Annotated in this window: 31 protein-coding genes; 5 read left to right on the plus strand and 26 right to left on the minus strand. The window is 60.7% G+C overall.

Going from position 1 to position 26037, the window contains the following annotated elements; genetic code table 11:
* Positions 1–41: 41 nt before the first annotated feature.
* From D6Z24_RS00090 to D6Z24_RS00110, 5 genes are all read right to left on the minus strand, one after another.
* Positions 42–557 (minus strand): TlpA disulfide reductase family protein, encoded by a 516-nt coding sequence (locus tag D6Z24_RS00090; RefSeq protein ID WP_129124510.1) that lies wholly within the window; start codon positions 555–557, stop codon positions 42–44.
* Positions 557–1918 (minus strand): sigma-54-dependent transcriptional regulator, encoded by a 1362-nt coding sequence (locus D6Z24_RS00095; protein WP_129124511.1) that lies wholly within the window; start codon positions 1916–1918, stop codon positions 557–559. The genes D6Z24_RS00090 and D6Z24_RS00095 overlap by 1 nt, the downstream gene beginning before the upstream one ends.
* A gap of 289 nt (positions 1919–2207) precedes the next feature.
* Complete coding sequence (locus tag D6Z24_RS00100; protein ID WP_246014521.1) at positions 2208–2468, minus strand: hypothetical protein; 261 nt, start codon at positions 2466–2468, stop codon at positions 2208–2210.
* A gap of 229 nt (positions 2469–2697) precedes the next feature.
* Entirely contained in the window at positions 2698–3666 is a 969-nt protein-coding gene (locus tag D6Z24_RS00105; RefSeq protein ID WP_129124512.1) for a polyprenyl synthetase family protein, read from the minus strand.
* Positions 3667–3918: 252 nt separating this feature from the next.
* Positions 3919–4389: a hypothetical protein gene (locus D6Z24_RS00110; RefSeq protein WP_129124513.1), complete on the minus strand. Its 471-nt coding sequence runs from the start codon at positions 4387–4389 to the stop codon at positions 3919–3921.
* A 368-nt stretch (positions 4390–4757) separates the two neighbouring features.
* On the opposite strand from D6Z24_RS00110, the gene D6Z24_RS00115 reads away from it, so the two are divergent.
* Genes D6Z24_RS00115 through D6Z24_RS00125 form a run of 3 tightly spaced genes read left to right on the plus strand, consistent with a single transcriptional unit; the run spans position 4758 to position 7741 of the window.
* Entirely contained in the window at positions 4758–6353 is a 1596-nt protein-coding gene (locus D6Z24_RS00115; protein WP_129124514.1) for a glucose-6-phosphate isomerase, read from the plus strand.
* 31 nt (positions 6354–6384) lie between these two features.
* Positions 6385–7404 (plus strand): low-specificity L-threonine aldolase, encoded by a 1020-nt coding sequence (gene ltaE / locus D6Z24_RS00120; protein WP_129124515.1) that lies wholly within the window; start codon positions 6385–6387, stop codon positions 7402–7404.
* A gap of 1 nt (position 7405) precedes the next feature.
* A complete protein-coding gene (locus tag D6Z24_RS00125) occupies positions 7406–7741 on the plus strand; it encodes a tRNA-binding protein (RefSeq protein ID WP_129124516.1) in 336 nt (111 codons plus the stop codon).
* 19 nt (positions 7742–7760) lie between these two features.
* On the opposite strand, the gene rsmI is transcribed toward D6Z24_RS00125, so the two are convergent.
* The 15 genes from rsmI to D6Z24_RS00200 all read right to left on the minus strand — a co-directional run bounded on the left by rsmI (position 7761) and on the right by D6Z24_RS00200 (position 17637).
* On the minus strand, positions 7761–8591 hold the full coding sequence (rsmI, locus tag D6Z24_RS00130; protein ID WP_129124517.1) for a 16S rRNA (cytidine(1402)-2'-O)-methyltransferase: 831 nt from the start codon (positions 8589–8591) through the stop codon (positions 7761–7763).
* 96 nt (positions 8592–8687) lie between these two features.
* On the minus strand, positions 8688–9509 hold the full coding sequence (locus D6Z24_RS00135; RefSeq protein WP_129124518.1) for an NAD+ synthase: 822 nt from the start codon (positions 9507–9509) through the stop codon (positions 8688–8690).
* On the minus strand, positions 9509–10360 hold the full coding sequence (locus D6Z24_RS00140) for a nitrilase-related carbon-nitrogen hydrolase (RefSeq protein ID WP_129124519.1): 852 nt from the start codon (positions 10358–10360) through the stop codon (positions 9509–9511). The genes D6Z24_RS00135 and D6Z24_RS00140 overlap by 1 nt, the downstream gene beginning before the upstream one ends.
* 68 nt (positions 10361–10428) lie before the next feature.
* On the minus strand, positions 10429–10869 hold the full coding sequence (locus tag D6Z24_RS00145; protein WP_129124520.1) for a DUF4149 domain-containing protein: 441 nt from the start codon (positions 10867–10869) through the stop codon (positions 10429–10431).
* A 92-nt stretch (positions 10870–10961) separates the two neighbouring features.
* On the minus strand, positions 10962–11339 hold the full coding sequence (locus D6Z24_RS00150; RefSeq protein WP_129124521.1) for a YraN family protein: 378 nt from the start codon (positions 11337–11339) through the stop codon (positions 10962–10964).
* A gap of 88 nt (positions 11340–11427) precedes the next feature.
* Positions 11428–12117, minus strand: a complete 690-nt coding sequence (locus tag D6Z24_RS00155) for a ribonuclease HII (RefSeq protein WP_129124522.1) — start codon at positions 12115–12117, stop codon at positions 11428–11430.
* 203 nt (positions 12118–12320) lie between these two features.
* A complete protein-coding gene (gene rplS / locus D6Z24_RS00160) occupies positions 12321–12677 on the minus strand; it encodes a 50S ribosomal protein L19 (protein WP_129124523.1) in 357 nt (118 codons plus the stop codon).
* A 94-nt stretch (positions 12678–12771) separates the two neighbouring features.
* Complete coding sequence (locus D6Z24_RS00165; protein ID WP_129124524.1) at positions 12772–13341, minus strand: RNA methyltransferase; 570 nt, start codon at positions 13339–13341, stop codon at positions 12772–12774.
* On the minus strand, positions 13338–14090 hold the full coding sequence (trmD, locus tag D6Z24_RS00170) for a tRNA (guanosine(37)-N1)-methyltransferase TrmD (protein ID WP_129124525.1): 753 nt from the start codon (positions 14088–14090) through the stop codon (positions 13338–13340). Before trmD ends, D6Z24_RS00165 begins: the two co-directional genes overlap by 4 nt.
* A complete protein-coding gene (gene rimM, locus D6Z24_RS00175) occupies positions 14087–14605 on the minus strand; it encodes a ribosome maturation factor RimM (RefSeq protein WP_129124526.1) in 519 nt (172 codons plus the stop codon). Before rimM ends, trmD begins: the two co-directional genes overlap by 4 nt.
* A 3-nt stretch (positions 14606–14608) precedes the next feature.
* The gene (locus D6Z24_RS00180) at positions 14609–14839 is read right to left on the minus strand and encodes a KH domain-containing protein (protein ID WP_129124527.1); all 231 of its coding nucleotides are present in this window, start codon (positions 14837–14839) and stop codon (positions 14609–14611) included.
* Positions 14840–14890: 51 nt separating this feature from the next.
* Positions 14891–15157, minus strand: coding sequence for a 30S ribosomal protein S16 (rpsP, locus tag D6Z24_RS00185; RefSeq protein ID WP_129124528.1), 267 nt, complete (start codon positions 15155–15157; stop codon positions 14891–14893).
* A 107-nt stretch (positions 15158–15264) separates the two neighbouring features.
* The gene (gene ffh, locus D6Z24_RS00190) at positions 15265–16629 is read right to left on the minus strand and encodes a signal recognition particle protein (protein ID WP_129124529.1); all 1365 of its coding nucleotides are present in this window, start codon (positions 16627–16629) and stop codon (positions 15265–15267) included.
* A gap of 151 nt (positions 16630–16780) precedes the next feature.
* Complete coding sequence (gene yedF / locus D6Z24_RS00195; RefSeq protein WP_129124530.1) at positions 16781–17377, minus strand: sulfurtransferase-like selenium metabolism protein YedF; 597 nt, start codon at positions 17375–17377, stop codon at positions 16781–16783.
* On the minus strand, positions 17374–17637 hold the full coding sequence (locus D6Z24_RS00200) for a DUF3343 domain-containing protein (RefSeq protein WP_129124531.1): 264 nt from the start codon (positions 17635–17637) through the stop codon (positions 17374–17376). Before D6Z24_RS00200 ends, yedF begins: the two co-directional genes overlap by 4 nt.
* 92 nt (positions 17638–17729) lie before the next feature.
* Between D6Z24_RS00200 and D6Z24_RS00205 the strand changes: the two genes are divergently transcribed.
* Both D6Z24_RS00205 and D6Z24_RS00210 read left to right on the plus strand, forming a co-directional pair.
* Positions 17730–17993, plus strand: a complete 264-nt coding sequence (locus D6Z24_RS00205; protein ID WP_129124532.1) for a hypothetical protein — start codon at positions 17730–17732, stop codon at positions 17991–17993.
* Positions 17983–18456 (plus strand): DUF721 domain-containing protein, encoded by a 474-nt coding sequence (locus tag D6Z24_RS00210; protein WP_162605050.1) that lies wholly within the window; start codon positions 17983–17985, stop codon positions 18454–18456. The genes D6Z24_RS00205 and D6Z24_RS00210 overlap by 11 nt, the downstream gene beginning before the upstream one ends.
* Before the next feature lie 13 nt (positions 18457–18469).
* Here the strand turns inward: D6Z24_RS00210 and D6Z24_RS00215 are convergent, their stop codons facing one another.
* The 6 genes from D6Z24_RS00215 to D6Z24_RS00240 all read right to left on the minus strand — a co-directional run bounded on the left by D6Z24_RS00215 (position 18470) and on the right by D6Z24_RS00240 (position 26037).
* On the minus strand, positions 18470–19210 hold the full coding sequence (locus D6Z24_RS00215; protein WP_129124533.1) for a tRNA1(Val) (adenine(37)-N6)-methyltransferase: 741 nt from the start codon (positions 19208–19210) through the stop codon (positions 18470–18472).
* 327 nt (positions 19211–19537) lie between these two features.
* On the minus strand, positions 19538–19918 hold the full coding sequence (locus tag D6Z24_RS00220; protein ID WP_129124534.1) for a GxxExxY protein: 381 nt from the start codon (positions 19916–19918) through the stop codon (positions 19538–19540).
* Between the two features lie 177 nt (positions 19919–20095).
* Complete coding sequence (locus D6Z24_RS00225) at positions 20096–22507, minus strand: YfhO family protein (RefSeq protein ID WP_342782598.1); 2412 nt, start codon at positions 22505–22507, stop codon at positions 20096–20098.
* A gap of 172 nt (positions 22508–22679) precedes the next feature.
* Positions 22680–23903: a glycosyltransferase family 4 protein gene (locus D6Z24_RS00230; protein WP_129124536.1), complete on the minus strand. Its 1224-nt coding sequence runs from the start codon at positions 23901–23903 to the stop codon at positions 22680–22682.
* Positions 23900–24856 carry a glycosyltransferase family 2 protein gene (locus tag D6Z24_RS00235; RefSeq protein ID WP_129124537.1) on the minus strand — a complete coding sequence of 319 codons (957 nt, stop codon included), beginning with the start codon at positions 24854–24856 and terminating at the stop codon, positions 23900–23902. The genes D6Z24_RS00230 and D6Z24_RS00235 overlap by 4 nt, the downstream gene beginning before the upstream one ends.
* Positions 24850–26037 (minus strand): glycosyltransferase family 4 protein, encoded by a 1188-nt coding sequence (locus D6Z24_RS00240; protein ID WP_129124538.1) that lies wholly within the window; start codon positions 26035–26037, stop codon positions 24850–24852. Before D6Z24_RS00240 ends, D6Z24_RS00235 begins: the two co-directional genes overlap by 7 nt.

A 26037-nucleotide genomic window follows, 5' to 3' on the forward strand; every position in this document is an offset into this window, starting at 1 on the left:
GCGTGGTACGTAACGCCCCGCGCTGCCGCGGGACGGTCCTGCTACTTGCCTGCCATCAACTGCTCGAGGGCCTGGATCACCTGGGGTTGGCTCCAGTCCATGCCGCCGACCACCTTCTTGACGATCACCCCCTTGGTGTCGACGACGAAGGTCTCGGGGACCCCGGTGGTCCCGTAGAGGCGCGCGACCTTTCCGTCGGTGTCGAGGAGGGCCGGGAGCGTGACGCCTCCCTGCTTGAAGAAGTCCTCGACGGCCCCCTTGCCGCCTTCATCGATGGAGATGGCGAGCATCTGGAAGTTTTTACCCTGCATCGCCTGGTTCAGCTTGACCATGGAGGGAATCTCTTCGCGGCAGGGGGGGCACCAGGTGGCCCAGAAGTTGACCAGCACCACCTTCCCCTTGAGGGAGGAGAGCTGCACCGACTTTCCGGAGAGGTCCTTAAGCGTGAATTCCGGAGCGGGGTTTCCTTCCGTGGCCGGCAGCGCGGCCTCCTTCTTGGTACACCCGACACCGGCAAAAAGTACGACCAGCAACAATAAACCGAACAAACGCCTCATCATTTCCTCCCCGGTTGTACGATACTGTATTTTTCCATTCTGTAAATCAGCGTGTGGCGCGGGATGCGCAGGAATTTGGCCGCCGCGGTCTGGTTCCAGTCGCAGCGGTTGAGCGCTTCCACGACCGCCTCCATCTCGAGCTGCTCGAGCGAATACCCGCCGGCCGGGAGGCGCAGCACCCCCCCTTCGGCAGGAGGTGCGACGGCGGAGATCTTGCCGGGGAGCTCGTCCACCCCGATCTGGTCCCCCTCCCGCATGATCAGCAGGCGCTCCACCGTGTTCTCCAGTTCGCGCACGTTGCCGGGCCAGGCGTACTCCTTGAGCCGCGCGAGCGCCTCCTTGGTGAAGGAGACCCCTTCGGCCCCGAACTTGGCGCAGAAATACCGGATCAGGAGCGGGATGTCCTCGACGCGCTCGCGTAACGGCGGGAGCTGGATCGGGATGACGCAGAGGCGGTAGTAGAGGTCCTCGCGGAACTTCCCCTCCGCGATGGAGCGCTCGACGTCGGCGTTGGTGGCGGCGACCACCCTCAGGTCTATCTTCTGCAGCGAGGTGCCGCCGACCGGCTCCACCACGCGCTCCTGCAGCACCCTCAAGAGCTTGGGCTGCAGTTCGAGAGGGAGATCCCCCACCTCGTCGAGGAAGATGGTGCCGCCGTCGGCCAGCTGGAACTTCCCTTCCTTGTCGCGTATGGCGCCGGTGAAGGCGCCTTTCACGTGCCCGAAGAGCTCGCTTTCCAGGAGGTCCTTCGGAATGGCCGCGCAGTTCACCGCGACGAAGGGGGCTTCCCGGCGCGAGCTGCCGGAGTGAATGGCCCGGGCCACGAGCTCCTTCCCCGTCCCGGACTCGCCGGTGATGAGGACGGTGGCCTCGGTATCGGCCACCTTGCGCACCACGGAGAAGACCCCTTCCATGGCACGGGAGGTCCCCACGATGCTGTTGAATTCCGTGCGCCCCGAGAGCTCCTCCTTCAGCAGGCGGTTCTCCTCGGAGAGCCCCTGGAGCTGAAGCCCCTTCAGCACGGTGATCTTCAGTTCTTCGCGGTTGAACGGCTTGGTGAGGTAGTGGAAAGCCCCGAGTTTCATCGCCTCCACCGCGGTATCGATGGCGCCGAAGGCGGTGAGCACGATCACCACCGTTGCCGGGGCCCGCTCCTTTACCGCCGAGAGCACCTCGAAGCCGGTGATCCCCGGCATCTTCAGGTCGGTGATCACCAGTTGGGGCGACTTCTCCTCGAAAAGCCTCAGGCCGGCCGCCCCGTCCTCGGCGGTGTAGACGTGGTACCCCTCCTGCTCCAGGTTGTACTCGAGAACGCGCCGCAGCGAACTGTCGTCGTCGATGATGAGGATCTTTGGGGGCATGGGATTCCTGACGATGGTGACGGGATATTAATGGAACGCCAACGTCAATTTGTAACCGATTTGCCGGGGCAGGGCAACCCTTTTTATAATGAGCACCCCCCCGCCGACCTTCTCATCTCGGACGCGGGACAGCGGGGCTTGGGAGTCAAGCGGCGGGGAAGCGGGCGTGGGCGGCGCGAAAGGGGGCGCGCATCTAATAAGGCGGGAAAAAGAAAAAAGAAGGCCGAGCACCACCTAAAAGGTGGCGCAGGAAAAGGGGCCGTTCCGCCCGAAGGGGCACGGCTTTTCGTTACGGGCGGCGCATTCTGGGCCTGCGCGGGTTGCCCAGGTAGCACTGGGTCAGCTCGCGGGTGCCTACCGCGAGCGGCAGCAGATCCTCATGGCGCTTCAGGGTCTCCGTCAGCGAAGGGCCGTCGGTGATGATGAAGTCGTCCTCTCCAAGGCAGGTCTTGGCGAAGAAGCGGCCGGCAGCGCTGCAGAAGACGCTTATGCTGAAGGTTTCACCGTTAACTTCCAACTCAGACGAGTGCAGCAACATCTCTTCGTCCACATCTCCCCCCGAAAAACAGTTCGCATAAAATGAAGTCAGGCTCAGAGAGCAAGAACCGCACCAAGGAGCGGGGCAGATGCACGGCAACGGCAAAAAGCCCGTGATGCCTTGAAAACACAAATGAGCGCCGGGTAACCGGCGCTCATTAATGGTGTGACAAAGCGGAAGGGGTATGTCTTTTTTCGAAATTCGGGCTCGCGGCGCCGCTAAATGGCGGGGCTTGAGACGGTTATTTGACCCTGGTGACCACGTAGTCGGCCAGTTCCGCCAGGGCCTCGCGGACCGGGCCGGCCGGGAACTTCGCCAGGTGTCCCTTGCAAAGGGTGACGTGCTCTCTCGCGGACTCGATGGTGTGCTCGATGCCGCCGTAGCGTTGCACGAGGGCCAGCACCTGCTCGAAGTCCTCGTCGGAGAGAAGCTCCTTCTCCACCACCGAGGCGACCAGGTCGCGCTCTTCTTCGCTGCAGAGCTTCAAGGTATGGATGAGCGGCAGGGTGATCTTCCCTTCCTCGAGGTCGTGGCCGATGCTCTTGCCGAACTGCTCCTCGCTGGCGGTGTAGTCGAGGGTGTCATCCATGAGCTGGAAAGCGATGCCGAGGTCCATGCCGTAGTCAGCCAGCGCCTGTCTGAGTTCGGGAACGGCGCCCCCGAGGATGGCACCCACCTCGCAGGCGGCGGACAGCAGTATCGCCGTCTTGCTCCGCACCACGTCGATGTAGCGCTCGATGGTGATGTCGAGATCGCTGGTGCAGACGAGCTGGAGCACCTCGCCTTCGGCTATGATGGTGGTGGCGTCGGCCAACACCTTCAGGATGTTTAGGTCGCCGTCGGCGACCATGAGCGAGAAGGACTTCGAGAACAGGAAGTCGCCGACGAGAACCGAGGCCTCGTTACCCCAGAGGGTGTTGGCGGAGGCCTGACCGCGTCTCAGGTTCGCGTTGTCCACCACGTCGTCGTGCAGAAGCGTCGCGGTGTGGATGAACTCCACCACGCTGGCGAGCGGGACGCTGCGGTCGCCGCCGTAGCCGCACAGCTTGGCGGCCAGAAGCACCAGGGCCGGACGGATCCTCTTCCCGCCGCTGGAAAGTACATATTCACCCACCTTGCGTATCAGCGGGACATCCGACTGCAGGTCTTTCTTGAACTGCAGTTCCACGTTTTTCAGGTCTTCCCCGATGAGGGCAAGCGCTGCATCCATATCAGGCCTCGGTTCTGCGACTAGCGCTACGGCGTATAACGCTCAAAAATATGAACGGCACGAATTCGCGCCGTTTTCAGTGCCAGTGGGCTGGCAATTTTAATGGGAAACGACGCAGCACTCTAACAAAATCGCACTCATTATTCAAGGCATTTCGTCTACGGGAAAGGGGCTGAAAGAACGGAGGGATGAGGAGATAGGGTTGAAAATAAAGGCAAAAAAGAAGGCGAGCCTTTCGGCCCGCCCCTTGTTTCACGCCGCCTGCTGATCCTGCGCCAGCAGTCCGCAGCGTCTCAGTTCCTTGTCCAGTTTCGTCCTGGTGAGCCCCAGGGCCCTGCAGACCTTCTCGCGGTTACAGTCGTAGCGCTCCATCGCCATGAGCAGCAGCGCCTTTCTGAGCGAGGCGGAGAGCTTGTCCATGACGTGCTCCTTCGCGGTCGCGGAGATGAGGGTGAAAAACGGCTCGAGACTCCCCTGAAAAAGCCGTGCGTTCTCGTCTACATGTATCCTTTTTTCAGTGTTCATCTTTCGTACCCTCATAAGATTGGCAGCGATCTCGTCCATATCCTCGTTCACCAGTCGCCAGACATCCGGGTCGCAGGCCAGGGTGAGCACCACGGCGACACGCTCCCCCCGAGGAGGGTGCTGCCGTTTGACCAGTACCACCTCCATCGCGCCGAACCCGTCGCCTTCCATACACGCGCCAGCATGTTTGTCCACCATGGTCCACCTCCCAGTGACGGTATCAAGCTCCGTTGTACCCTTTGCCCTACAACAGCCGTACCAATTCGGCGCCCCGCCGACAACTCCGCATAAACCACCGTAACTCCGTCATTTTTCACACCGCCAGACACAGCACGCCCCCGTGTACGCGCCCTTCCCCGTTGTTCACACCTTGCACAAAGAGGGGCTCGGTGTGCAAAGAGCGACAACTTGGGGCGCGTGCTCACGCCTGGCGTCAGGCGCGGAAAGCGCCCCCCCCCGGGACTCCCTCTCCGCTTTGCTTGAACAAAAACTAATCTATGATATGATGCCCCGACGCACATGAGAGAGAAGCCCCCTTCACACTAACGAACGCCGCAGGAGGGTACATGCAGAAGAAGCAGCTTTGGGAACTGTACAAAGGCCGCCTCTACCACGATGCCGGGCTCGAGCTTTCCGTCGACACGAGCCGGATGAATTATGCCGACACCTTTCCAAGCGAGATGGAACCGCGCATGCAGAAGGCCTACCAGGAAATGGCCGAACTGGAGAGAGGGGCCATCGCGAACGCCGACGAGCAGCGCATGGTGGGGCACTACTGGCTGAGGGCGCCGGAGCTCGCACCGACGGCTGAGCTTCGCGAGGAGATCCGCGGTGCCCTTGCGTCGGTGAAGGCGTTCGCCGCCTCGGTGCACCAGGGAAACATCGCCGCGCCGGACAACCAGAAGTTCGTGAACCTGCTGGTGATCGGCATCGGCGGCTCGGCCCTCGGCCCGCAGTTCGTCGCCGACAGCCTCGGGACTACCCGCGACCGGATGCGCGTCTTCTTCTTCGACAACACCGACCCGGACGGGATGGACAAGGCCGTCGCCGAGATCGGCGCAGGCCTCAAGCACACCCTTGCCGTGGTGATCTCGAAAAGCGGCGGCACCAAGGAGACCCGTAACGGCATGCTGGAGGCGCGCCGGGCCTTTGAGAAAGCGGGGCTGCATTTCGCGGCCCAGGCCGTAGCCGTCACCGGCTGCGACAGCGAGCTCGACCGTACCGCCTCCCAGGAGGGGTGGCTCGCCACCTTCCCGATGTGGGACTGGGTCGGCGGTCGCACCTCGGTCACCTCGACGGTAGGTCTTCTCCCGGCGGCCTTGCAGGGGATCGACGTGGACCGTCTGCTCGATGGGGCCAGGCTTTGCGACCAGAGCACGAGGAGCCGCTCGACCCGTGAGAACCCGGCGGCGCTTCTTGCCCTGTCGTGGTACCACGCAACGCAGGGCAAAGGGGCGCGCGACATGGTGCTCCTTCCCTACAAGGACCGGCTGATCCTCTTCTCCCGCTACCTGCAGCAGCTCATCATGGAATCTCTGGGCAAGGAGCTCGACCGGGACGGCAACCTTGTATTGCAGGGGATAACGGTCTACGGCAACAAGGGCTCCACCGATCAGCATGCTTACGTGCAGCAGTTGCGCGAGGGGGTGCCGAACTTCTTTGCCACCTTCATCGAGGTGCTGAAGGACCGGGAGGAGGCCTCGTTCGAGGTCGAACCCGGAGCCACTTCCGGCGACTACCTCTCCGGATTCCTGCAAGGGACACGCAGCGCCCTCTATGAAAAGGAGCGGGAATCGCTTACCATCACGATCCGCGAAATCACCCCGGCCACCGTCGGGGCGCTGATCGCCCTGTACGAGCGCGCCGTAGGTTTTTACGCCTCGCTCATCAACGTGAACGCCTACCACCAGCCCGGCGTCGAGGCGGGGAAGAAAGCGGCCGGAGTGGTGCTGAAGCTGCAGGGGGAGATCCTGGAGATGCTGCGGCGCCAGCCGAGCCGCGAGTTCACCTGCGAGGACCTGGCCATGACGCTCGCGCGTCCCGAAGAGGTGGAGACGGTGTTCAACATCCTGCGCCACCTGGCGGCGAACCCCGACCACGGGATCGAGATGACCGCGGCGACGCCGATCTGGGAGAGCCGCTTCAAAGCGCGGCGTAAGTAGAGCAATTCGAATAGGGAGGAAGCAGGAGCAGATGAAAACGGTAGATCTTAGAAGCGATACGGTGACGCGCCCCTCCGAGGCGATGCGCCGGGTGATGGCAGCGGCCGAGGTAGGCGACGACGTGTACGGGGAGGACCCGACGGTAAACCGGCTCGAGGGAATGGCCGCCGAGCTCCTCGGGAAGGAGAAGGCGATCTTCGTCCCCAGCGGCACCATGAGCAACCTGACCGCCCTTTTGTCCCACTGCGGACGCGGGGATGAGTACATAGCCGGGCAGGACGCCCACATCTACCGCTGGGAAGGAGGAGGGGGCGCCATCTTCGGCGGTGTCCAGCCCCAGCCCCTGGACTTCGAGGAGGACGGCACGCTCGACCTCGACAGGGTACGCCGCACCGTGAAGCCCGCCGATCACCACCATGCCGTTACCAGGCTCCTCTGCCTGGAGAACACCCAGGGCGGCAGGGTGCTCCCCCTTTCCTACCTCGAGAAGGCATCCGGCGTCGCCAAAGAGCTGGGGCTCGCGATGCATCTGGACGGCGCCCGTGTCTTCAATGCGGCCGTCTACCTCGGTGTGCCGGTGCGCGAGGTTGCGCGCCACTTCGATTCCGTATCGGTCTGCTTGTCCAAGGGGCTCGGCGCCCCGGTGGGCTCGGTCCTTTGCGGCAGCGCCGAACTGATCAACCGGGCGCACCGCTGGCGCAAGGTGGCCGGCGGCGGGATGCGGCAGGCCGGGATACTCGCCGCTGCGGGGATCCACGCGCTGCAACAAAACGTTGAACGCTTGGCCGATGACCACGAGAACGCAGAGCTTTTATCGAACGGGCTCTCCCATATCGACGAGCTTCTGGTAAGCCAGGCCCGCACCAACATCCTCTTCGTCACCCCACCCGCCGGAAGCGCCGACGCGCTGCGCGAAGCGCTGGCCGCCGAGGGGATCCTGATCGGCGGAGGGGACATGATCCGCCTGGTCACCCACCTGGACGTGGAGCGCGCCGACGTAGAGCGGACCGTTGCCGCGTTCAAGCGCTTCTTCGCTGGAAGGGGGAAGTGAGATGGCCGAGATAACGTGGGGGGATTTCGAGAAGGTGGAGCTGCGGGTCGGGACGGTGCTCGAGGTGGAGGAGTTCCCCGAGGCGAGAAAACCGGCCTACAAGCTGCTGATCGATTTCGGCGAGGCGGGGGTCAGGAGGTCGAGCGCCCAGATCACCAAACACTACACCCGCGAGGAACTGGTCGGGAGGCAGGTGATCGGCGTGTGCAACTTCCCGAGGAAGCAGATCGGGCGCTTCTTCTCCGAGGTCCTCGTGACCGGCTTTGCCGACGAGAACGGCGACATCGTTCTCGCCTCCCCGGAACGCCCGGTCCCGAACGGCAGCAGGCTCTGCTAAAAGAAAGGCTCCGCCAATACTACCCCTTGATGCGCAGCGCCTCCGCGTAGACGGCGCTTTTATGAAGACCGGTTTCCCGGGTCACCCTTTTCACGGCGTCCTTTAGCGACATATCCCCGGACGCCAGGTACTTTTGCAGCAGTTCTTCCATCCCCGGCCCGTCGTCGGAGCCGGACTCCGGCGCCGGGCTCACCAGGATAGCCACCTCGCCCCGCACCTCCCGCCCGCGCACCTCTTCGATCAGTGCGGAAAGGGTTCCGCGCAGAAATTCCTCGTACATCTTGGTCAATTCCCGCGCCACCACCACATCGCGGTCACCGAGCGTTTCCAGCATCTCCTCCAGGGTCGCCAACAGGCGCTTGGGGGACTCGTAGAAGATCAGCACCGCCCGCTCGGAGGCGAGGGACTGCAGCCGTTCGCGTCTTTTCCCCTGCTTGTTGGGAAGAAAGCCCGCAAAGCTGAAGTAGTCGGTGGGGAGGCCCGAGGCGGAGAGTGCGGTGATCGCGGCGCAGGCGCCCGGGATCGGGACGACGGAGATGCCGTCGGCCGCCGCGTCGCGCACGAGTTGGTAGCCGGGGTCGGAGATGCAAGGGGTGCCGGCATCGGTTATGAGGGCGACGCTCTTTCCCTCCCGCAGCCGGTCCAGGATCTGGTCCCCCTTCAATTCCTTGTTGTGGTCGAAATAGGAAGTGAGCGGTTTGGAGATGCCGAAGTGGGTGAGGAGCTTGCGCGAGTGGCGCGTATCCTCGGCCGCGATGAGGTCGACTTCCTTCAGGATGCGCAGGGCGCGCAGCGTGATGTCCTCGAGGTTGCCTATCGGCGTGGCGACGATGTAGAGAGTTCCGGACATAACGGCAGAAGCCGTTCTACGTTCTACGTTCTACGTTCTAGGTTTAAAAGCCAGGCCTTTAACGTAGAACGTAGAACTTAGAACGTAGAACTCGTTCTATTTCCCCCAGTCCCGCGCGTAGCGGAAGTCGCGGTCGATGGTGCGGTTGGATACCTTGGCGATGATGGGAAGACGGCGTTTGAAGTGGGAGCCCTGCACCTTCCTCGCTACGTTATCGATGAACTGCGCGTCGAAACCGACGGCGATCAGTTCCTCGCGGCTCATGCGCTGGTCCACCATGCGGTACAAAAGCTCGTCGGCCTCGCGGTAGGTGAAACCAAGCTCCTGCTCGTCGGTCTGCCCCGCCCACAGGTCCGCGGAGGGCTTCTTCTCGATCACCTCGCGCGGCACGCCCATCGCCTCGGATAGTTCCCACACCTGGCTCTTGTAGATGTCGCCGATCGGGTTCAAGGCGCTCGCCATGTCGCCGTGCAGGGTGCCGTACCCCAGGAGCAACTCGGTCTTGTTGCTGGTGCCCAAGACGAGACCGCCCACCGAAGCGGAGTGGTCGTACAGGATGGTCATGCGCTCGCGCGCCATCTTGTTGCCGCGCCTCATGTTGTCGGCGTCCGGGGTGATGTTGAAATAGGCGTCGATCATCGGGGTGATTTCGATGACCTTGAAGTTGATCCCGAGGCTCTCCGCAACGAGCCGCGCATGCGCCTCGCTCTCCGGGTTGCTGGTCCGGTACGGCATGCAGTAGGCGTAGACGTTCTCCGGCCCCAGCGCCTCGGCGGCGATGTAGGCTACCAGCGCGGAATCGATGCCGCCGGAAAGACCGAGCACCCCCTTGCGCACCCCGACCTTGCAGACCTCGTCACGCACGAACCCCACCAGGATCCGGCGCAGAAGATTTGTATTAACCGTCAAGCCCGCCATTAGCAGTCTTTCTCCTTGTCGATGCGTTTCAGCTCTTTCACGGTGATGGCAAGGTTCTCGTCCCGCATCATGGGGGAGAAGATCCTCTCGCGCCTGAGCGCCCCGCCGTCCACCTTGGCCAGCACGAAGTCCTCCTCGAGAAGCGCGCCGCGGTCGGTGACCTCTCCGGAAGGTGAAATGGCCTCGGAGCCGCCCCAGAAGTTGATGCCGTCCTCGTAGCCGACTCGGTTGCAGTAGAAAACGCGGCAGTTGAGGAACATGGCGCTCGTCGAGGTGAGTTTCTGCCACGCCGCCGCCGAGCCGAGACCTTCCGACTCAGTCACCCCGCGCCCGGGGCTGGAGGAGAGACAGATGAGCGTCATGGCGCCGTCCATGGCGAGGATGTAGGGGGCGGAGAGGTGCCACATGTCCTCGCAGATCAGCATCCCGACGCGGCCGAAACGGGTATCGAAGGCGCGGAAGCGCTCGCCGCGAGCCATGTAGCGCTGCTCGTCGAATAGACCGTAGGTGGGAAGGTAGACCTTGCGGTGCACGTGGCGGATTTCCCCGGCTTCAAGGTAGACCGCGGAGTTGAAGAAGCGGAAGTCGGAGGAGACCTCGACGAAACCGATGGCGATCGAGATGCGTTCGGAGAGCTTTTTCAGCCTCTGTATCTGGGGGGAGTCCAGGCTCAGCGCCACTTCGGGCACAAGATCCTTCAAGAAGTAACCGGTGAGAGCCAGCTCGGGAAACACAACGAGGTCGGCACCTGCGGCGATCCCCTTCTCGATGGCGGCCTCGGCCAACGCCATGTTGTCGTCCAGGCAGCCCAGCTTCGGTTTGATCTGAGCCAGGGCAACGGTAAAATCCATGAGCTTCTCCGCAATTTTTTCTCTCTTTTCTAGCACAGCGGCAGAGGCTTTGTAAACCGCTTCATGAGTTAAAGCAGGATCACCAGCACAACGCCGCCCGCTATGACAGAGAGATTGCAGACCGCGGAGACTCCGTGCAGCTTGGAAAACTGCCTGCGCATCGGGTCATCCTTCGGGGTGGTCTCGAAAGAGACGATCTGCTTCTTGATCTCGGCGGCCTTCGGCTCGATGTAAAAGGCCTGGAACGAGGAGAGGGTGAGCATGAGGGCGATGATGACGGCGGCGGGTGCGGTCCATTTCCCGCCCATGACGAGGCGGCAGACGATGGCGATCACGCCGCAGGCGATGCCCCAGCGGAAGTATCCGGGGAAGAAGAGGCCGACGATGCGCCCGGCAACGTCGCGGCTTTCCGAACGGAACAGGATGGGTGTGAGCACGAAGGTGAAGAGTGCGGCGCCTCCGAGCCAGAGAGCGATGGCCAGACGGTAGATAGCTGCTACGACCTGCATGTAATTTCCTCCTTGTGGTTCCAGTTCATACAATCCCACCCCGTAGGGGGAGGAGTCATGGTGTGGCCTGGGCAGTGGCGATAGCCACCGCTTTAATATGCCAGATCGAAGGCGTTCCTTATATGCTCGATGTCCGGCACGTCATGGTCATGCAGCATGATGGCGATGACATCGAAGCGCGCCTCGGCATCGTAGAGCTTCTTCCGCGACAGCCAGACGAGTGCCGCCTTCGATATCTGCCGCTGTTTGAATGGCGTCACCGCCAGTTGCGGCGGACCGTAGTTGTCATTGTTCCTGCACTTCACCTCGACGAACACGATGGTACGCCCATCTCTCGCCACGATATCTATCTCCCCGCAGGAAGCGCGAAAGTTGCACTCGACGATCTTGAAACCCTGTCCTTTGAGGTAGGTCACGGCGATCGACTCGCCCACTCCGCCTAGTGCACTGTTACCGCTTTTGACTGGCATAGTCGCCCCTGTTGAGACAGCGCGTCACGCAAACAAGACAACAGTGTAGCAGCAAGTTCTGTGGGCGTGTAGCTTGGCTGGAAAAATACTAGAAAGAAAAGAGGCCGGTTTCACGCTCACGCGAAACGGTATCCTGGTCGGAGAGACAATGTTCCTTCACGCCGCTGAAGCTTTTGCGGTGGATCGGGCAGGGCCCGAGTTCCGCAATGGCGGCCAGATGCGAGGCGGCGCCGTACCCCTTGTGGCTCGCGAAGCCGTATCCGGGATAGCGGACGTCGTACTCGAGCATCATCCGGTCCCGGGTCACCTTGGCGATGATCGAGGCGGCGGCGATGGAGAGGCTCAGAGAGTCACCTTTTTTCACGGTGCGCTGGGGGATGTTCATCGGAATGCTGGAGATCCCGTCGATGAGAATGAAGTCGGGGGTGACACTCAGGGAGCGCACCGCATCGCTCATGGCGCGCAGGGTCGCCTGGAGGATGTTGATGCTGTCGATGAGGGCGTGATCGCCGATGCCGACGCCGACGGAGACCGCCTCACGGTGGATGACGTCGAAGAGTTCTTCCCGCTTCTCCTCGGAGAGCTGCTTCGAGTCGTTCACCCCGGGGAGGAGCACCCCCTCCGGCAGTATGACGGCGGCAGCTACCACCGGTCCCGCAAGCGGACCACGCCCCGCCTCGTCCACCCCGGCAATCCGGGCGTAGCCGCGCCGCAACGCCTGAGCCTCGAGGGCGAGCATGTCGATGGGAGAGTCAGGGGTGTCGAAGAGACCGGTCATGATAAAACCTAAAACCATTAGCCACGGAGAAAATCTGAGGACTTCGGAGAAAACCTTAAAAGCAAAAGAATTTGGGGTTAACCTCAAAGCCTTTAGCCTTTCTCGGATTTTCTCAGTTTTTCTCCGTGGCCAGCGGTTTGCCGTTTTGGGTTTAAATAAAAAAAGCCCCGGTCGCTGGACCGGGGCTTTTAACTGCGAGCCTGTTACTGGCCTGCGACGTACTTCCTTTCCTTGATCCTGGAAGCCTTGCCGCGCAGCTTGCGCAGGTAGTAGAGCTTCGCGCGACGTACCTGGCCGCGGGTCACTACCTCGATCGCCTCGATGGACGGGGAGTGCAGCGGGAACACCCTCTCCACGCCGACGCCGTTGGAGATCTTCCTCACGGTGAAGGACTCGCGAATGCCGCCGTTCTGACGGCCGAGGCACACGCCCTGGAAAGCCTGGATACGGCTCTTGTCACCCTCGACGATCTTCACCTGCACCTTGATGGTGTCGCCGGGAACGAAAACCGGGATGTTCTTCTTCATCTGCGCCATTTCAATCATGTCAATCTTGTTCATTTGGTACTTCCTCCCTTATCTGGAACCTCTAGCATAAGACTTAATACTGACAGTTAACCTGCATTACCTCGACTGCTCTCTATCCATGCGGCGCCTAGCGCCCGAAAAGCCTGTCCAGCATGATCGACGCCGCGGAGCGTACCGAGAGGTGGTTGTAATCCCCAGCTCCCTTGATCGGCTCCAGCACCAGATCACCCTTGTTGAACACCTGCTCGATCATCCCCCAACCGGTGCCGAGAAGCAGCAGATAGGGCTGCTCGGGGTCGGCGTCGATGAGATCCTTCAGCTCGGCAAAGCTCACGCTGTTGGGCCTGCCGGAGGCGCCGGTCACGACCACCTTGGGTCTGCGTCCGGTGCGGCTCTCGATGTCGGCGATGGTCGACTCCAGAGACTCTTCGCACTGCAGCGTCTCGAGCGCCATCTTCCGTTTGGGGTTGTAGGTGGAGCCCCAACCGGAGAGCCAATGCTCACGCACCTTCTCAACGAGCTTTATCTGTTCCGCAACCGGGGTCACGATGTAGTAGCGGGCGAGACCGAAGGTCCGGGCCATGCGCGACATGTCGTGAATATCCAGGTTGGTGACCGAGGTCGCCACCACGTCCTTGTGCTTGTCGTACACCGGGAAGTGGATCAGCGCCATGCTGAAATTAGCTGCCGAGGTCATGCGAGCCCCTTAGTCATATGGGGGTCCAGCCCCAGCTCTTTCAGAAGTTTCTTGTCCTGCTTGCTCCACTCGATCCCTTCGAGGAGCTCGGGACGTGAGGCGAGCGTTCTCCTGATCTGCTCCTTCCTGCGCCACTTGGCGATCTCGGCGTGGTTGCCGGAAAGGAGGATGTCGGGAACCTTCTCACCCCTGAATTCGGGGGGCCTCGTGTACTGCGGGTACTCCAAAAGCCCGTCTGCAAAAGAATCGTACTGGGCGGACTCTTCGCTTCCCAGCACACCCGGCACGAGCCGGGACACGGCGTCGACTACCACCATGGCGGCGAGCTCTCCGCCGGTGAGGACGAAGTCCCCCAGCGAGATCTCGTCATCGACGAACAGGGCACGCACCCTTTCGTCGACCCCTTCATAGCGCCCGCAGATGATGATGAGCCCCTCCTCGCGGGAGAGCTCCTCGGCCACCTGGTGCGTGAAAGGACGACCGCCCGGCGTGGTGAGGATCACCCTGGAAGCCGGACGCACCTTCTTGACCGCCTCGATGGCGCCCGCGATCGGCTCGACCTTCATCACCATGCCGGCACCCCCTCCGTAGGGAGAGTCGTCGGCAGTGGCGTGCTTGTCGAAGGCCCAGTCGCGGATGTTGTGCAGGGCCACCTCGATCAATCCCTTGTCGCTTGCGCGCTTCAGGATGCTCTCGGTCATCGGCCCTTCGAACATCGCCGGGAAGAGGGTCAGGATGTCGAACTTCATAGATCGAGCAGCCCCTCGGGAAGAGAGACCGTCATCCGTCCTGCCTTCAGGTCAACAGACAATACGACGTCCTCGAGTGCGGGGATAAGCACCTCGCGCCCGTTGTGTTTTACCACGTAGACGTCGTTGCTGCCGGTTTCGATGATATCGACCAGCTCTCCCAGCTCTTCCCCATCCGACGTAAAAACCTGGAGCCCCAGGAGGTCGGACCAGTAGAACTCGTCGTCGGGGAGTTCCGGGAGCGCCACCCGGTCGGCATATATCTCGCTGCCGACCAGGTGCAGCACCTGGTTGATGTTGTCAAACGGCTTCAGGGTCAGGATGATCCGTTTGCCGTTGTTTTTGGCGGAGACCACGGAGAATTCCTCCATGGCCCCTTTCGGAGACTTGAGAAAAACGCTTTTAAGCTGCGAAATGCTCGAAGCATCCCCCGCGAAGGGGATGACCCGCAACTGTCCCCTGATCCCGTGTGGTCCCTGGATCTTGCCGATCAATACTTTTTTACTACCGGACATCTATCACTCTACGATTTTAAGGATGGCTTTCTTGTTGTCCTTTGTTGAGACAGCGTTAAGCAAAGTACGGATCGCTTTTGCCGTGCGACCCTCCTTGCCGATGATACGCCCCATGTCCTCTTTTGCGACGGTCAGCTTGATTACGTTGGTCTCTTCTTCCAACTCCTCGGTTGCTTTCACCTGGGTGGGATCGTCTACGAGTGCCCTGGCGATGGTCTCAACAAGCTCTTTCATGTCGCTATCCTCTGTAGTGTGGGATATCCGGCTGGCCGGTACTAAGAGATATTAAGCGGCAGGGGCTACGAACTTCTCCCAGATGCCGGTCTTCTTCAGGATCTGCTTGACGGTGTCGGTCGGCTGAGCGCCCTTGCCGAGCCACTCAAGGGTCTTCCCTTCTTCCAGGTTGTAAACCGCCGGCTCCCTGTTCGGGTCGTAGGTACCGACGTTCTCGATGAAACGCCCGTCCCTGCGGCTGCGGCAGTCAGCAACTACTACCTGGTAAAAGGGTTTCTTTTTAGCGCCCGCACGTGCAAGTCTGATCTTTATTGCCATTTCTTCCTCCTGGTATTCTCGGATCCTTGAGATCCGCCATTGCGTGTATTGTTTTTGTGAGTCTGGTAACTGTATCTATAGTTGGTGCAATAGTCAAAGGCGACAGGTTAAAAGGGGAGCATCCCTTTACCCATTCCTTTCATCCCTTTCATAAGGCCCTTCGGACCCATCTTCTGCAACTGCTTGACGACCTTCTGAGCTTCGGTGAAACGCTTCAGGAGTTGGTTGACCTCTTGAACGCTGGTCCCGCTGCCGTTGGCGATCCTCAAACGACGGCTGCCGTTGATGATGGTGTGGTTCGCGCGTTCCTTGGGCGTCATGGAATCTATGATCGCCTCGATCCGCTTCAGCTCCTTCTCCGAAGGCTGGGCGCCCTGCATCTGCTTCATCGCCTTACCCATGCCGGGGATCATGTTCATGATCGATTCGAGCGAACCCATCTTCTTGATCTGCTGCAGCTGGTTGCGGAAGTCCTCGAGATCGAACTGACCGCCGCTCTTCTTCATCTTCTGCTGCAGGCGGGTCGCTTCCTTCTCGTCGAAGGTAGCCTGGGCCTTCTCGATCAGGGTGAGCACGTCGCCCATGCCGAGGATGCGGGAGACGAGACGGTCGGCGTGGAACACGTCCAGCGCGTCCAGCTTCTCGCCTAAGCCCACGAACTTGACCGGCTTGCCGGTGACCGCCTTGATGGAAAGAGCCGCACCGCCCTTGGCGTCGCCGTCAAGCTTGGTGAGGATCACGCCGGTGATGCCGAGGCGGTCGTTGAAGCCCTGCGCCACGTTCACCGCTTCCTGGCCGGTCATGGCGTCGGCAACGAACAGGATCTCGCGTGGTGCGAGCTCGTCGCGGATCCCTTCCAGCTCCTCCATCAGGTAATCGTCGATCTGATGGCGGCCGGCGGTATCGTAGATGATGACGTCGAAGCCGTTCAGGGTCGCGTAGCGATGCGCCTCGCGGCAGATGTCGAGCGGCTTCTGGGTCGCCAGCGAGTTGAACACCTCGATGTCGAGCTGGCGTCCGAGCACCTTCAACTGTTCGATCGCCGCCGGGCGGTAGACGTCGGCCGGCACCAGGAGAGGCTTCTTCCTTTGCGCCTTAAGGAACTTGGCGAGCTTGCCGCAGGATGTCGTCTTACCGGCGCCCTGCAGACCGACCAGCATTATGGCGACCGGCGGCTTCGCGGCGAGATCGAGCGAATTGTCCTCGCTGCCCCCCATGAGAAGCACGAGCTCGTCATGGACGATCTTGATTACCTGCTGCCCGGGGGCGAGGCTTTGCAGCACCTCGGTGCCGACGGCGCGCGTGCGAACCTTTTCGACAAAATCCTTGACGACCTTGAAATTAACGTCGGCCTCGAGGAGCGCAAGACGCACCTCACGCAGCGCGTCCTTGACGTTGTCTTCGGTCATCACACCCTGACCACGGAGCTTCTTGAAAACCAGGTCGAGTTTATCGGAAAGAGTCGCGAACATCTATGAACCCATAAGTCATCGAAATGACGAGTTAATTTTTCTCAAAAAACCGCGCGTGCCGACAAAAGCGCACAGGTATCCCGCGGCAAGAGAGTCACTTTAGTGGATAGAAGCGCAAATTGTCAAGCGAAATTATCGGCCACGACGTTAGTTACAGCCGCACCACCGAGCGTGCTTTCAGCATGCTTTCCGCGATGGTGAACATGTTGGTGACGCCTCCGGCAGCGAGGTGCTCCTTCTTCTTGTAGAAGTCGAGACAGATGCCGCAGGAGAGAACTTCGACGCCGCGGTTGCCCAACTCCTCCAGCGCCTCGACCACCTCGGACCCTTCGGCGGCGAGAAGGACTCCGGAGTTGACGAAGAAGATGCGGTCCGGCAGTTCGTTCAGATCGAGGAGGGTGATGATGAAGTTCTTCATCAAAAGGCGCCCCAGCTCCTCGGCCCCGTCGCCCATCCGATCCGTGCCGATCAGCATCACGGTCGGGCCGGCTGCCGCAGCGGGGGCGGCCTCGCGCGCCGGGGTCGCCGCACCTGCGCCTGCACCGGTGATGGTGAAGGCAAAGCCGTCTTCCAGTTTTTCCTCCTGCACCTGGTAGCCGCGTCCCTGAGCGAAGCGCTTCACGTTCTCGCGCGGTGCGCCGTCGTCGAGAAGAACGTGGAGCTCCTCCCCCTGGGCCGCCTCGAGCGCCCTCTTCACCTGCACCACCGGCAGCGGACATGCCATGCCCCTGACGTCGAGCTTACTCATTGCTTTTCTCCTATCTTTTCGAAGTTGTCTCCGACTTTTCTGTACAGGTCGCGCGGTAAAAGGCCGGCCTCGGAAAGGACCGCTTCCACCTCCGGCCTCACGTCTTCCGCGTAGCGGATGGCGAGCCCGCAGTCCGCGGCAAGGGTGCGCGGTGCCGGAATGAGCAGGATCTTCAGCCCCTGGTCCTTGAGCAGACGCTCCGCCTCCATGACACGATGGATGGAGTTGAAGATGGCGATGAAGTCTCCGTCTTTTATCACAAGTGCTCCTTTTTCAGATAAAAACCAGTGCTATAGAAGCACATTGACAAAGAGAGGTCAAACCCATAGTATTACCGACCCAAGAGGTCAACATGGAAACCGTACTCAAAGCCGCCACCCTCATGGTGCTGGCTACCTTAGTGAACATCCCGCTGGGTTACCAGAGGCAATCCTACCCGAAGTTTTCCTTCGCCTGGTACTTCTACGTCCACATCTCCATCCCCGCCATCATCTACTTCAGGATCAAGACCGGTCTGGGGTGGGGCTTCATCCCCTTCAGCATCTCGAGCGCCGTGCTTGGCCAGGTTATCGGCGGCAGGACGTACCGGAAGAGACATCCCGTCAATGAAGACTAGCCGCCCCAGGATGCGCCGGCCGGCATCCGTCACCGACCTTTTGGGCAGCATCCTCCGGGGCACCCCGGCGGAGCTGCGACTCAAGGAGGGACGCATCTGGGAAGTCTGGGACGAAGCGATCGGCAAAAAGATCGCCGCGCACGCCCAGCCCGTAGCCTTCCGCGAAGGGACCCTCACCGTTCACGTCGACAGCGGGCCGTGGCTGCAGCAGCTCACCTACCTGAAGAAAGACCTCATCGCCAAGGTGAACGAGGCCCTCGACGAAGAACTGGTCAAGGAGCTGCACATGAAGGCGGGCAAGGTCAAGTCCGCCGCGCCGAAGCCGCAGCAGGCCGTGAAGCGGCGCAAATTGAGCGAGGACGAGCAGGCCTGGATCAAGGAACAGGCGCAGGCCGTCGACGACCCGGAACTGCGCGCCGTGTTCGAGAGACTCATCAAAAGAGACCGGGAACACCAGGTATAAACAGGGTCCGGAACTATTCCAAGCCTTTATAGATTCGCAGCTTCTCGCTGCTGTACCCGCCATCCTCGCCGCGCACGAAAAGCGGCGGCTCCACCTTCAGCTCGCCCGTCCTTCCCTTTGCCAGCTCGATCATGAACATCCGGGCATCCATCCGCGTGTTGCCGTGCACCATGCGCAGCCGCAAGGGTGCCAGCTTCTGCACCGCCGCCTGCGCCATCAGTTCCGCCAGGCGGCAGGTGTGGTAGATGAGGCAGATCCGCCCGGAAGGCTTCACCAGGTACTTGGCCGCGGCGAGAAAATCGGCGAGCGTCGCGCTCGTCTCGTGTCGTGCCTCGTCGCGTCCCCGTCTCGGGCTCACCTTTCCCGTTCCGGGGCGGCGATAGGGAGGGTTCGACACCACCAGGTCGAAGCTGTCCACGGGGAAATGCGTCTTCAGCGACAGAACGTCATCCTCGACAATCCGTACCCGGTCCGAGAGGCTGTTCAGTGCGACGTTGCGGTTGGCGATGTCCGCCATCACCTGCTGGAACTCGATCGCCGTCACCGACGAGTTTTGTGCCAGGCGTGCCAGGAGCAGCGCGATCACCCCGCACCCCGTTCCGAGGTCCGCGCAGGACTCCCCGTCCCTGACCCTTGCAAAGTCCGCCAAAAGCAGCGGGTCAACCGAGAACCGGTATCCGTGCCGCGGCTGTATGATGCGCAGGTCATACCCGGATAACTCGTCCAAAGTTTCATGTTCAGCAGTTACGACCATAAAAACCTATAAAAAACGCAAAGGACAAAACCCGAAAACTCAAAAACCAATTTGTAACGCAAAGCCGCAAGGACGCAAAGAAACCCATAAACCCAAAAGCATTTAGTTTTACCCCAAAAAAGCTTTGGGTTTACTCCAGAAGTTCGTTGCGCCTTTGCGTCTTTGCGTTAATAAAAGGCTTTGGCTTTGGGTTCACCCCAGAAGTTCTTTGCGCCTTTGCGTCTTTGCGTTAATAAAAGGCTTTGGCTTTGGGTTCACCCCAGAAGTTCTTTGTGCCTTTGCGTCTTTGCGTTAATAAATGGCTGTTGCCTCTTCCATCGACTACCGTCACAAACCGTTCACTACTCTATGAACTCCGTCCTTGACCAGCTTTTCACCAAAGTTGATGACCATCCCCAACTTCAGGTTCAGCATGCGCAGGTAGGTGAGTGTCTGCGATTCAAAGATGGTGTTGTACTGACTCACGGCCTTCACTTCGACTATCACCAACTCTCCGACCAAAAGATCCAGCCTGAGCGGAACTGCCAATTCGTGCCCTTTGTAAATTACAGGCACCTCCAACTGTCGTCCGACATGAAATCCGCGTTGTTTCAATTCCCAGGCAAGGGCCTCCTCGTACACACATTCGAGAAGGCCGGGGCCACCCAAGTTTCTGTGAGCCTCTACAGCACAAGCGAGGATGTGAGTGCTCAACTCATTTTCCGTCATTTCACACCTCCAGGACATGAAGCGAAAAAGAGGAGCATAACGGTAAAAGGAATTTAATCAAAACTCACGTAACGCAAAGCCTCAGAGAAAAATGGATTGGGTCTGAAGTCTTGGTTTCCCCCCAAAAAAGGTTTTCTTTGCGCCTTTGCGTCTTTGCGTTAAAAAAATGCTTTGCCTTTAAGCCTTTCCAGCCTTTAGGCCTTCCTGTGTTTTCCTCGCCCAAACCTCCCGCCCGAGGAAGAGCGCGAAGATCGCGAAGGAGGCGAGGGTCAGATACTTACCGACCTTGAACGGTGTCGGATCGAAGACGAACTCCACCTTGTGCGAACCGGGGGTGAGGTAGATGCCGCGCAGGACATGGTCTACGGGGTAGATCTCTGCCGCCTTGCCGTCGACGGTCGCCTTCCACCCTTTGTAATATTTCTCCCCCAATACCAGCATCGAATTCAGCTTCACCGCCGCGTCGACGTCGATCCGCTCGGCCTCGTACCTGGTGACGCGCGCCTGCCCGGCCGCGTCGGGGGGAGCGTTCCATTTCGGATCTTTCGCGACCGGGATGGGAGCGGGCGTCTCCACGAGTGCCATGGTGCGCGGGTTGAACTGCGGACTTTGCAGCGCGCCCAGCATCTCCTCCGGCTTTTCCACCTGCAGCGCCACCGGCGCAAGCCACGCCTTCGGGAGCACGGTCGGATTCTCGAGGACGACCAGGCCGCCCGGCGTCGTATAAACGGGACGGTACTTGCCGGCAAGCCCCGTCTTGTCCTGTTCGAACTGCTCCTTCGTCATCACGAGATACTTCACGTTGAGGATGTCGGGCATCCCGGAGATCAGGTTGAAGTTGTCGAGATACTCCTGCCAGCGACGCTGCTGCACCGCGTTCGAGGTGAACATGACCGGAACGCCCGAGGCTGCGTAAGGCATGGGATCGCCGCCAAGCGGCAGGGTGCGGTACTCGGTCCCCGCCCCCTTCACGTAGGCGATCTCAGGTGCCTTGGCGGTCGCCTCGCGGTGCGGCTCATCCACCACGAAAAGGAACTTGGCGTTAACGCGCCCGGTGTCCAGCAGGAAGAGCCCGATCAGCACGAAGGGGAGCGCCTTGGCGGCCAGTTTGCCTCGATGGTAGAGGAAGAAGGCGACGGCGAAGAGGGTCGAGAGCCCCGCGGCGATCCAGGTCTCGGTAAGGATGTTGCGCCAGCGCTGCAGCACGAGCTGCTGGCTCTGCGCCTCGTAGCGGGTGGGGCGCGCCAGGATGTCGATGAAGTGGTTCACCCAGAAGTTGCCGGTGGCAAGCTCCACCACCGCGAGCACCATCAAAAGCAAGGGAAGCATGATTACCCCGGCGACGTAGTGCTTGAATTCGCGCCGGGAACGGACCGCGGGATCTAGCAGCAGGTCGAGGCCGAAGGCGGAGAGGACACCAAGCCCCAGCACCGGGATGAACATGATCATCTTGGGTACCCGGAAGCGGTTGATCCCCGGGAAGTAGTCGAAAAGCAGGTTGTAGAAAGGGGTGTATTTCCCCATGGAAAACAGGATGCCGACGACGACCGCCGAGAGCGCGAGCCAGGTGTAGCGGTCACGCCGGAAGATGAGCGGCAATGGGAGCAGCAGCCAGGGGAGAAGACCCATGTAGCTCACCGTCTGGGTGAAGTTCATCCGCCCCCAGTAGTAGGAGTCGATGTTAGCGGGATTGGGCCCCGCCTCCTGGCGGGAAAAGCCGAAGAAGCCCGGGATGATGAAGGCGGCAGCCTCTTCCGGCGGCATGGACCAGGACATCGCCTCCTCGCGCGCGAGCCCCCCCTTCGCCTCGGTCTGCCCCGCCGAAGCGCTAACGTTCGCTCCGCTGTTCACGCCGCGGTTGGTCTCCTTGGACCAGTTGGCCAGGGGAACCAGCGACATCGCCACGGTGGTGAGAAAGAAGAAAAGCAGCGCGAGGTTCAAGACCAACAGGCGACGGAACTCCTTTTGCCCCCCCTGGTCGCCCAAAACTACCATAAGCGAGCGCGCAATGCCGTAGACCCCGACGGCGAGACAGGTGTAGTAGGCGATCTGCCAGTGGGTGTGGAAGAACTGGTACGCCAGAACGAAGGCCGTCGTGAGGAAGTAGAAAAGTCGTTTCGTTCTGAAGCCTTTTTCCAGGAAGTAAAAAGCCCAAGGGGCAAAGGTGATGGTGGCGATCTTCATCACGTGCCCGGCGTTGATCAAAGAGGCGTTTTCCGGTGCTATCGCAAAGACGAGCCCACCAACCAATGCCCCCCAAGCCCCGACACCGAGGAGCCTGCAAAAGCAGTAGACACCGGCGGCGCCGATGAAAAGCTGGAGCACGATGTACCAGGCCACGTTGGCCGGAGCGGGAAAAATCCAGAAGACGAGGTTGCGGAAAAAGAGGAACTGCTCCGAGGCCATCCCCCCTTCGTTGGTGTGCCCGGAATTTATGAACGGATTCCACCCGGCGCTGGAGAGGTCCACTCGGAAGATGGACCCAAACGGCCTGTTGCCGAAATCCTTCACCCCCCAGTAAAACTCGTTGAGAATATCCGGAGCTCGGATTATCTGCGTGGTGAAGAGGATCTTTGAAAAAAGGATCAAGAGAACTGCCAGGAGTCCTGAGAGAATGAGCAGATCTTTCTTGCGGGCGGTCATCGCGATTTACACTCCATGATCAGGGCAAAAATCGGCCTCACCTTTTGTTGAGAGACCGTAGCCAGCGTCGCATTATCCACACATTTGCGAATTTGTGCAATTGTTAAGGCAGGTTCCGTCATCCCCTCGCTTGGGTATGTGCCGGTGAGCCTGCGTGCATCGTGGACAGATAAAACCGGTGGAGGGACCGGGCGGCCGCCCCCCAGTTGAAGTTTTCCTGAAGATGTGCACATCCGGCCCCACCAAGACTTTGCTGCAGCGCCGGCGCTTTGAGCAATTCAACGGTACGGTCCACCATTTGTCGCCAATCGTCAGGATCGCAGAGAACGCCTGACCTGCCGTCATCGATATACTCGGCGATCTGCCCCACCCGGTCCGCCACGACCGGAACCTGCGCCAAAAGGATCTCGGTCAGCTTCGCCGGGCACTTGCAACGGTTGACCAGCGTATCGGCAAAGGGATAGACGGCGACGTTCGCTGCCGCAAGGTAATCCGGTATGGCTTCAGGAGCAACCCACCCTGCCATCACCAAGGCGGCATCGAAACCGGACTCTCCGGCCGATTGCAGCAGCAGCCCCTCCTCCCCGCGTCTCCCCTTCCCCACGACCAGGAAGCGGACCCCGGCTACCTGCCTGTGGATCTCGGCGAAGATGAAATGCAGCTTTTCCTGACTGAACTCGAAAAAACGGGTGTACAGCAAAAGAACGGGCGCATCGGGTGCGATCCCGAGCCCGGCGCGAACCGCCTGCCCGTCACCGGCCGTCGCCGCGGCAACGCAGTTCGGCAGGTAGAGCAGGTGATCCCGCTGCACCTCCATCTGACCGACCAGGTGCTCGAGACCGCGGCTTGCGACGGTCACCCCGAGGGCGCGGGGGGTGATCCACTGCTCCTGTAAGCGGTAAAAACGCTTTTCGACAGCTGAGTAGTCATGAAGCTCGTTCATGCCGCCTTCTCCCTCCCAGTCATCGGTATCCAGAAAGAGCGGCGGAGTCCTCAGGCCGAGGGTTTGCAGCGCAATGAGGAGCATCGCCGCGATCCCCCCGTATCCCTTCGGCTTGAAGAGATGGATGAGGTCGGGCTTCTCCTTCAGCGCAACCCGAAGCATGCGCCAGGCAAGAAACGGTGCGGCCAAGGCCTTTTGCTTCGGCCCCAAGTCGACGTTGACAAGCCGTACCCCACGGACCACCTCGGTCTTCCCGGAATCTTCCGGGTTGGTGTAAGGGGGCGCCACGATGACGACTTCGTGCCCCGACGCTTGAAGTTCAGCGGCCAGCGGGACCATGCGTGCAATGACGGTCCCCTTGGGACGTATCCCGAACGGTGCCCAAAAGATGATCTTCAAGGTGCGCCTCCTGCGGCGGCGTCCTGCGGCGGCAGCCCGGCCGCGTTCCTTTTCAGGGCATGAGCCAGCAACACGGCGAAATTGAGCTGAAACAAGACGAAGCAAAGCTTGTTAAAAGGGGCCGCCAGGAAGCCGTTTTTCAGCAGCCGGTCCGCCGCCGTCAGTAGCGGAGCCGGCACGGATTCCAGGAAACGGACCAGTTTGCTGACGGCCGAAGCATGGAAAGCCTCCGGGCAAAGCTCCTTGAGCAGCAGATAGTTCCGCACCGAAGCACGCATCTTTTGGTAGACCGTCGCCTTCGATGACAGCCCAAGATGCGAGGCCGTGTTGTCTATGTGCAGGATCCGGTATCGTTTCGAAAGCCGGATTCCCCACTCGATGTCTTCGTACCCATAGCCGATGAAGCGCTCGTCGAACGAGGTGCCCTGAAAGACGCTTTTCCTGACCATGATGTTCGAGGTCAGGATGTGGCGCCAAGGCTCCCGGCTCCTCAGGGCGGCGGGCTTGACCTCTTTGCGGTTGCCGAGGTAGGCGTGGTAATCGAACTCTGCGCCGGACATCACCCTTGTGCGGTAACTGATTCCGCCGCATACGACGTCATGGCAGTCCTCCTTCGCGCAGGAGAGGTAGTTGCCGATGAAATCGGCGGCATCGGGGAGCACGTCGCAGTCAAGGAACAAAAGAAAGCGCCCGGAGGCTTCGGCGGCCAATCGGTTGCGCACCCCGGCACGCCCCAGGTTCCGCTCGGCGGGAAGGTACCGTAGAAAAGGGCGGGAATGGCTGCCCAAAAAGGCGCTGTTTGCCGAAAGAAGCGCAGCGTCCGTGGATGCGTCGTCAACCACGATGACTTCGACGACTCCCTCCGAAGCAATGGCGTCTATCTCCGTCAAAAGGGAGGTGATCAGCCGGGATATGTCCCAGTTGAACACAGGCACGAGGATTGATATCAGCATCTTTCACCCATAAGAAGCCTGCGGTAGGCGGCGCAAAACGATTCCCCGCTGAAATTCTCTTTTGCATACGCATAGGCGTTTTGCGACAACTTCTCGAGCAGGTCGCGCTCCTCGCACATGGCGGCCGCGAACCGGCACATCATGGCCACGATCTCCTCTTCGTCAGCGGTATCGGGAACCAGCCAGCCGTTCGTCCCTGACTGCACGTGGGCGGGTATTCCCCCGACCGTGGTCGAGATGGGCACCACGCCGAACGCCATGGCTTCCATGATGACCATCGGGAACCCTTCGCGGCTGGAGGTGAGGAGCAGCAGGTCCGCATCGCGGTACACCGACTGCAATTGCTCTTCATCGGAGATCTCGCCAAGGAAGGTGCAATCGGCACGATCCCGCTCCTCTACGGCGTGGAGGGCATCCCCTACGATGACGACTTCAACGGGTATCCCTTGCTGCCGGCAGCGCGACGCGATCCGCCCCACCAAGTGCACCCGCTTTTCCTCCGATCCCCTGCCGACGTAAAGCGCCTTCAACTTCTCACCCCGCGCCTTGTGTGGCAGTTCAGCCGGCACTTTCACGCAGTTTTCGATCAGGACGATCCGGTCCGCCAACGAAGCGGACACCGCCTCGGCTTGGTACTGGGCCTTCAGGTCGGCAACGGTCCTCGCGTTGATGGCCACACGTGCGTCGAGCCGCTCCGCGGCAGCAAGGCTGAAATGTTCGGAGCCGCCGCCGAAGGCATGCATGAGGTCGATGCAGCGGGCCTCCTTCTTCAGGTAGGGGAGGAGCAGGTAAAAAAACAGGCTGTTGCAGCCGAAGACGACCGGTCGGCGGTGGCGGTTGATAAACCCGGCCATGATGCCGACGCTGAGAGGATACCCGTATTTCAACAGTTGCCAGAGGTTGCAAAGCCGCGCGTCGGTTCCGAACAAGGAAAGGAAGCACTGATTTGCGGACTTCTTGGTGAAAAAAACCCACGGCTGTTCCCCGGTGAAGCATCTGACGATCGCCGCATGCACCTTTTCCGCGCCCCCCACGTGAAAGAACGGGAAGAAAAAGAACAGCGGAGCCCCTTTGCCGACCGGGAGCAACCTGCCAAGCAGCATGCCGCAGGCCGCAACCAGCCGCACGAACCGGTTTTCATTCAACCGTACCGCAAACATATCTTTTTCAAGGGGCGTCAT

Origin of the sequence: Geomonas oryzae, assembly GCF_004117875.1 — a bacterium.
Classification (GTDB): Bacteria; Desulfobacterota; Desulfuromonadia; order Geobacterales; family Geobacteraceae; genus Geomonas; species Geomonas oryzae.

Coding starts and splice junctions, on each gene's coding strand:
- rplS (WP_129124523.1), bottom strand. CDS start 12,677: ATGAACAAGATTGACATGATTGAAATGGCGCAGATGAAGAAGAACATC.
- D6Z24_RS00210 (WP_162605050.1), top strand. CDS start 17,983: ATGAAGACTAGCCGCCCCAGGATGCGCCGGCCGGCATCCGTCACCGAC.
- trmD (WP_129124525.1), bottom strand. CDS start 14,090: ATGAAGTTCGACATCCTGACCCTCTTCCCGGCGATGTTCGAAGGGCCG.
- D6Z24_RS00220 (WP_129124534.1), bottom strand. CDS start 19,918: ATGACGGAAAATGAGTTGAGCACTCACATCCTCGCTTGTGCTGTAGAG.
- rpsP (WP_129124528.1), bottom strand. CDS start 15,157: ATGGCAATAAAGATCAGACTTGCACGTGCGGGCGCTAAAAAGAAACCC.
- D6Z24_RS00165 (WP_129124524.1), bottom strand. CDS start 13,341: ATGACCTCGGCAGCTAATTTCAGCATGGCGCTGATCCACTTCCCGGTG.
- D6Z24_RS00135 (WP_129124518.1), bottom strand. CDS start 9,509: ATGGCGGGCTTGACGGTTAATACAAATCTTCTGCGCCGGATCCTGGTG.
- D6Z24_RS00095 (WP_129124511.1), bottom strand. CDS start 1,918: ATGCCCCCAAAGATCCTCATCATCGACGACGACAGTTCGCTGCGGCGC.
- D6Z24_RS00235 (WP_129124537.1), bottom strand. CDS start 24,856: ATGCTGATATCAATCCTCGTGCCTGTGTTCAACTGGGACATATCCCGG.
- D6Z24_RS00240 (WP_129124538.1), bottom strand. CDS start 26,037: ATGACGCCCCTTGAAAAAGATATGTTTGCGGTACGGTTGAATGAAAAC.
- ltaE (WP_129124515.1), top strand. CDS start 6,385: ATGAAAACGGTAGATCTTAGAAGCGATACGGTGACGCGCCCCTCCGAG.
- D6Z24_RS00205 (WP_129124532.1), top strand. CDS start 17,730: ATGGAAACCGTACTCAAAGCCGCCACCCTCATGGTGCTGGCTACCTTA.
- rsmI (WP_129124517.1), bottom strand. CDS start 8,591: ATGTCCGGAACTCTCTACATCGTCGCCACGCCGATAGGCAACCTCGAG.
- D6Z24_RS00105 (WP_129124512.1), bottom strand. CDS start 3,666: ATGGATGCAGCGCTTGCCCTCATCGGGGAAGACCTGAAAAACGTGGAA.
- D6Z24_RS00125 (WP_129124516.1), top strand. CDS start 7,406: ATGGCCGAGATAACGTGGGGGGATTTCGAGAAGGTGGAGCTGCGGGTC.
- D6Z24_RS00180 (WP_129124527.1), bottom strand. CDS start 14,839: ATGAAAGAGCTTGTTGAGACCATCGCCAGGGCACTCGTAGACGATCCC.
- ffh (WP_129124529.1), bottom strand. CDS start 16,629: ATGTTCGCGACTCTTTCCGATAAACTCGACCTGGTTTTCAAGAAGCTC.
- yedF (WP_129124530.1), bottom strand. CDS start 17,377: ATGAGTAAGCTCGACGTCAGGGGCATGGCATGTCCGCTGCCGGTGGTG.
- D6Z24_RS00110 (WP_129124513.1), bottom strand. CDS start 4,389: ATGGTGGACAAACATGCTGGCGCGTGTATGGAAGGCGACGGGTTCGGC.
- rimM (WP_129124526.1), bottom strand. CDS start 14,605: ATGTCCGGTAGTAAAAAAGTATTGATCGGCAAGATCCAGGGACCACAC.
- D6Z24_RS00215 (WP_129124533.1), bottom strand. CDS start 19,210: ATGGTCGTAACTGCTGAACATGAAACTTTGGACGAGTTATCCGGGTAT.
- D6Z24_RS00140 (WP_129124519.1), bottom strand. CDS start 10,360: ATGGATTTTACCGTTGCCCTGGCTCAGATCAAACCGAAGCTGGGCTGC.
- D6Z24_RS00115 (WP_129124514.1), top strand. CDS start 4,758: ATGCAGAAGAAGCAGCTTTGGGAACTGTACAAAGGCCGCCTCTACCAC.
- D6Z24_RS00155 (WP_129124522.1), bottom strand. CDS start 12,117: ATGACCGGTCTCTTCGACACCCCTGACTCTCCCATCGACATGCTCGCC.
- D6Z24_RS00145 (WP_129124520.1), bottom strand. CDS start 10,869: ATGCAGGTCGTAGCAGCTATCTACCGTCTGGCCATCGCTCTCTGGCTC.
- D6Z24_RS00090 (WP_129124510.1), bottom strand. CDS start 557: ATGAGGCGTTTGTTCGGTTTATTGTTGCTGGTCGTACTTTTTGCCGGT.
- D6Z24_RS00150 (WP_129124521.1), bottom strand. CDS start 11,339: ATGCCAGTCAAAAGCGGTAACAGTGCACTAGGCGGAGTGGGCGAGTCG.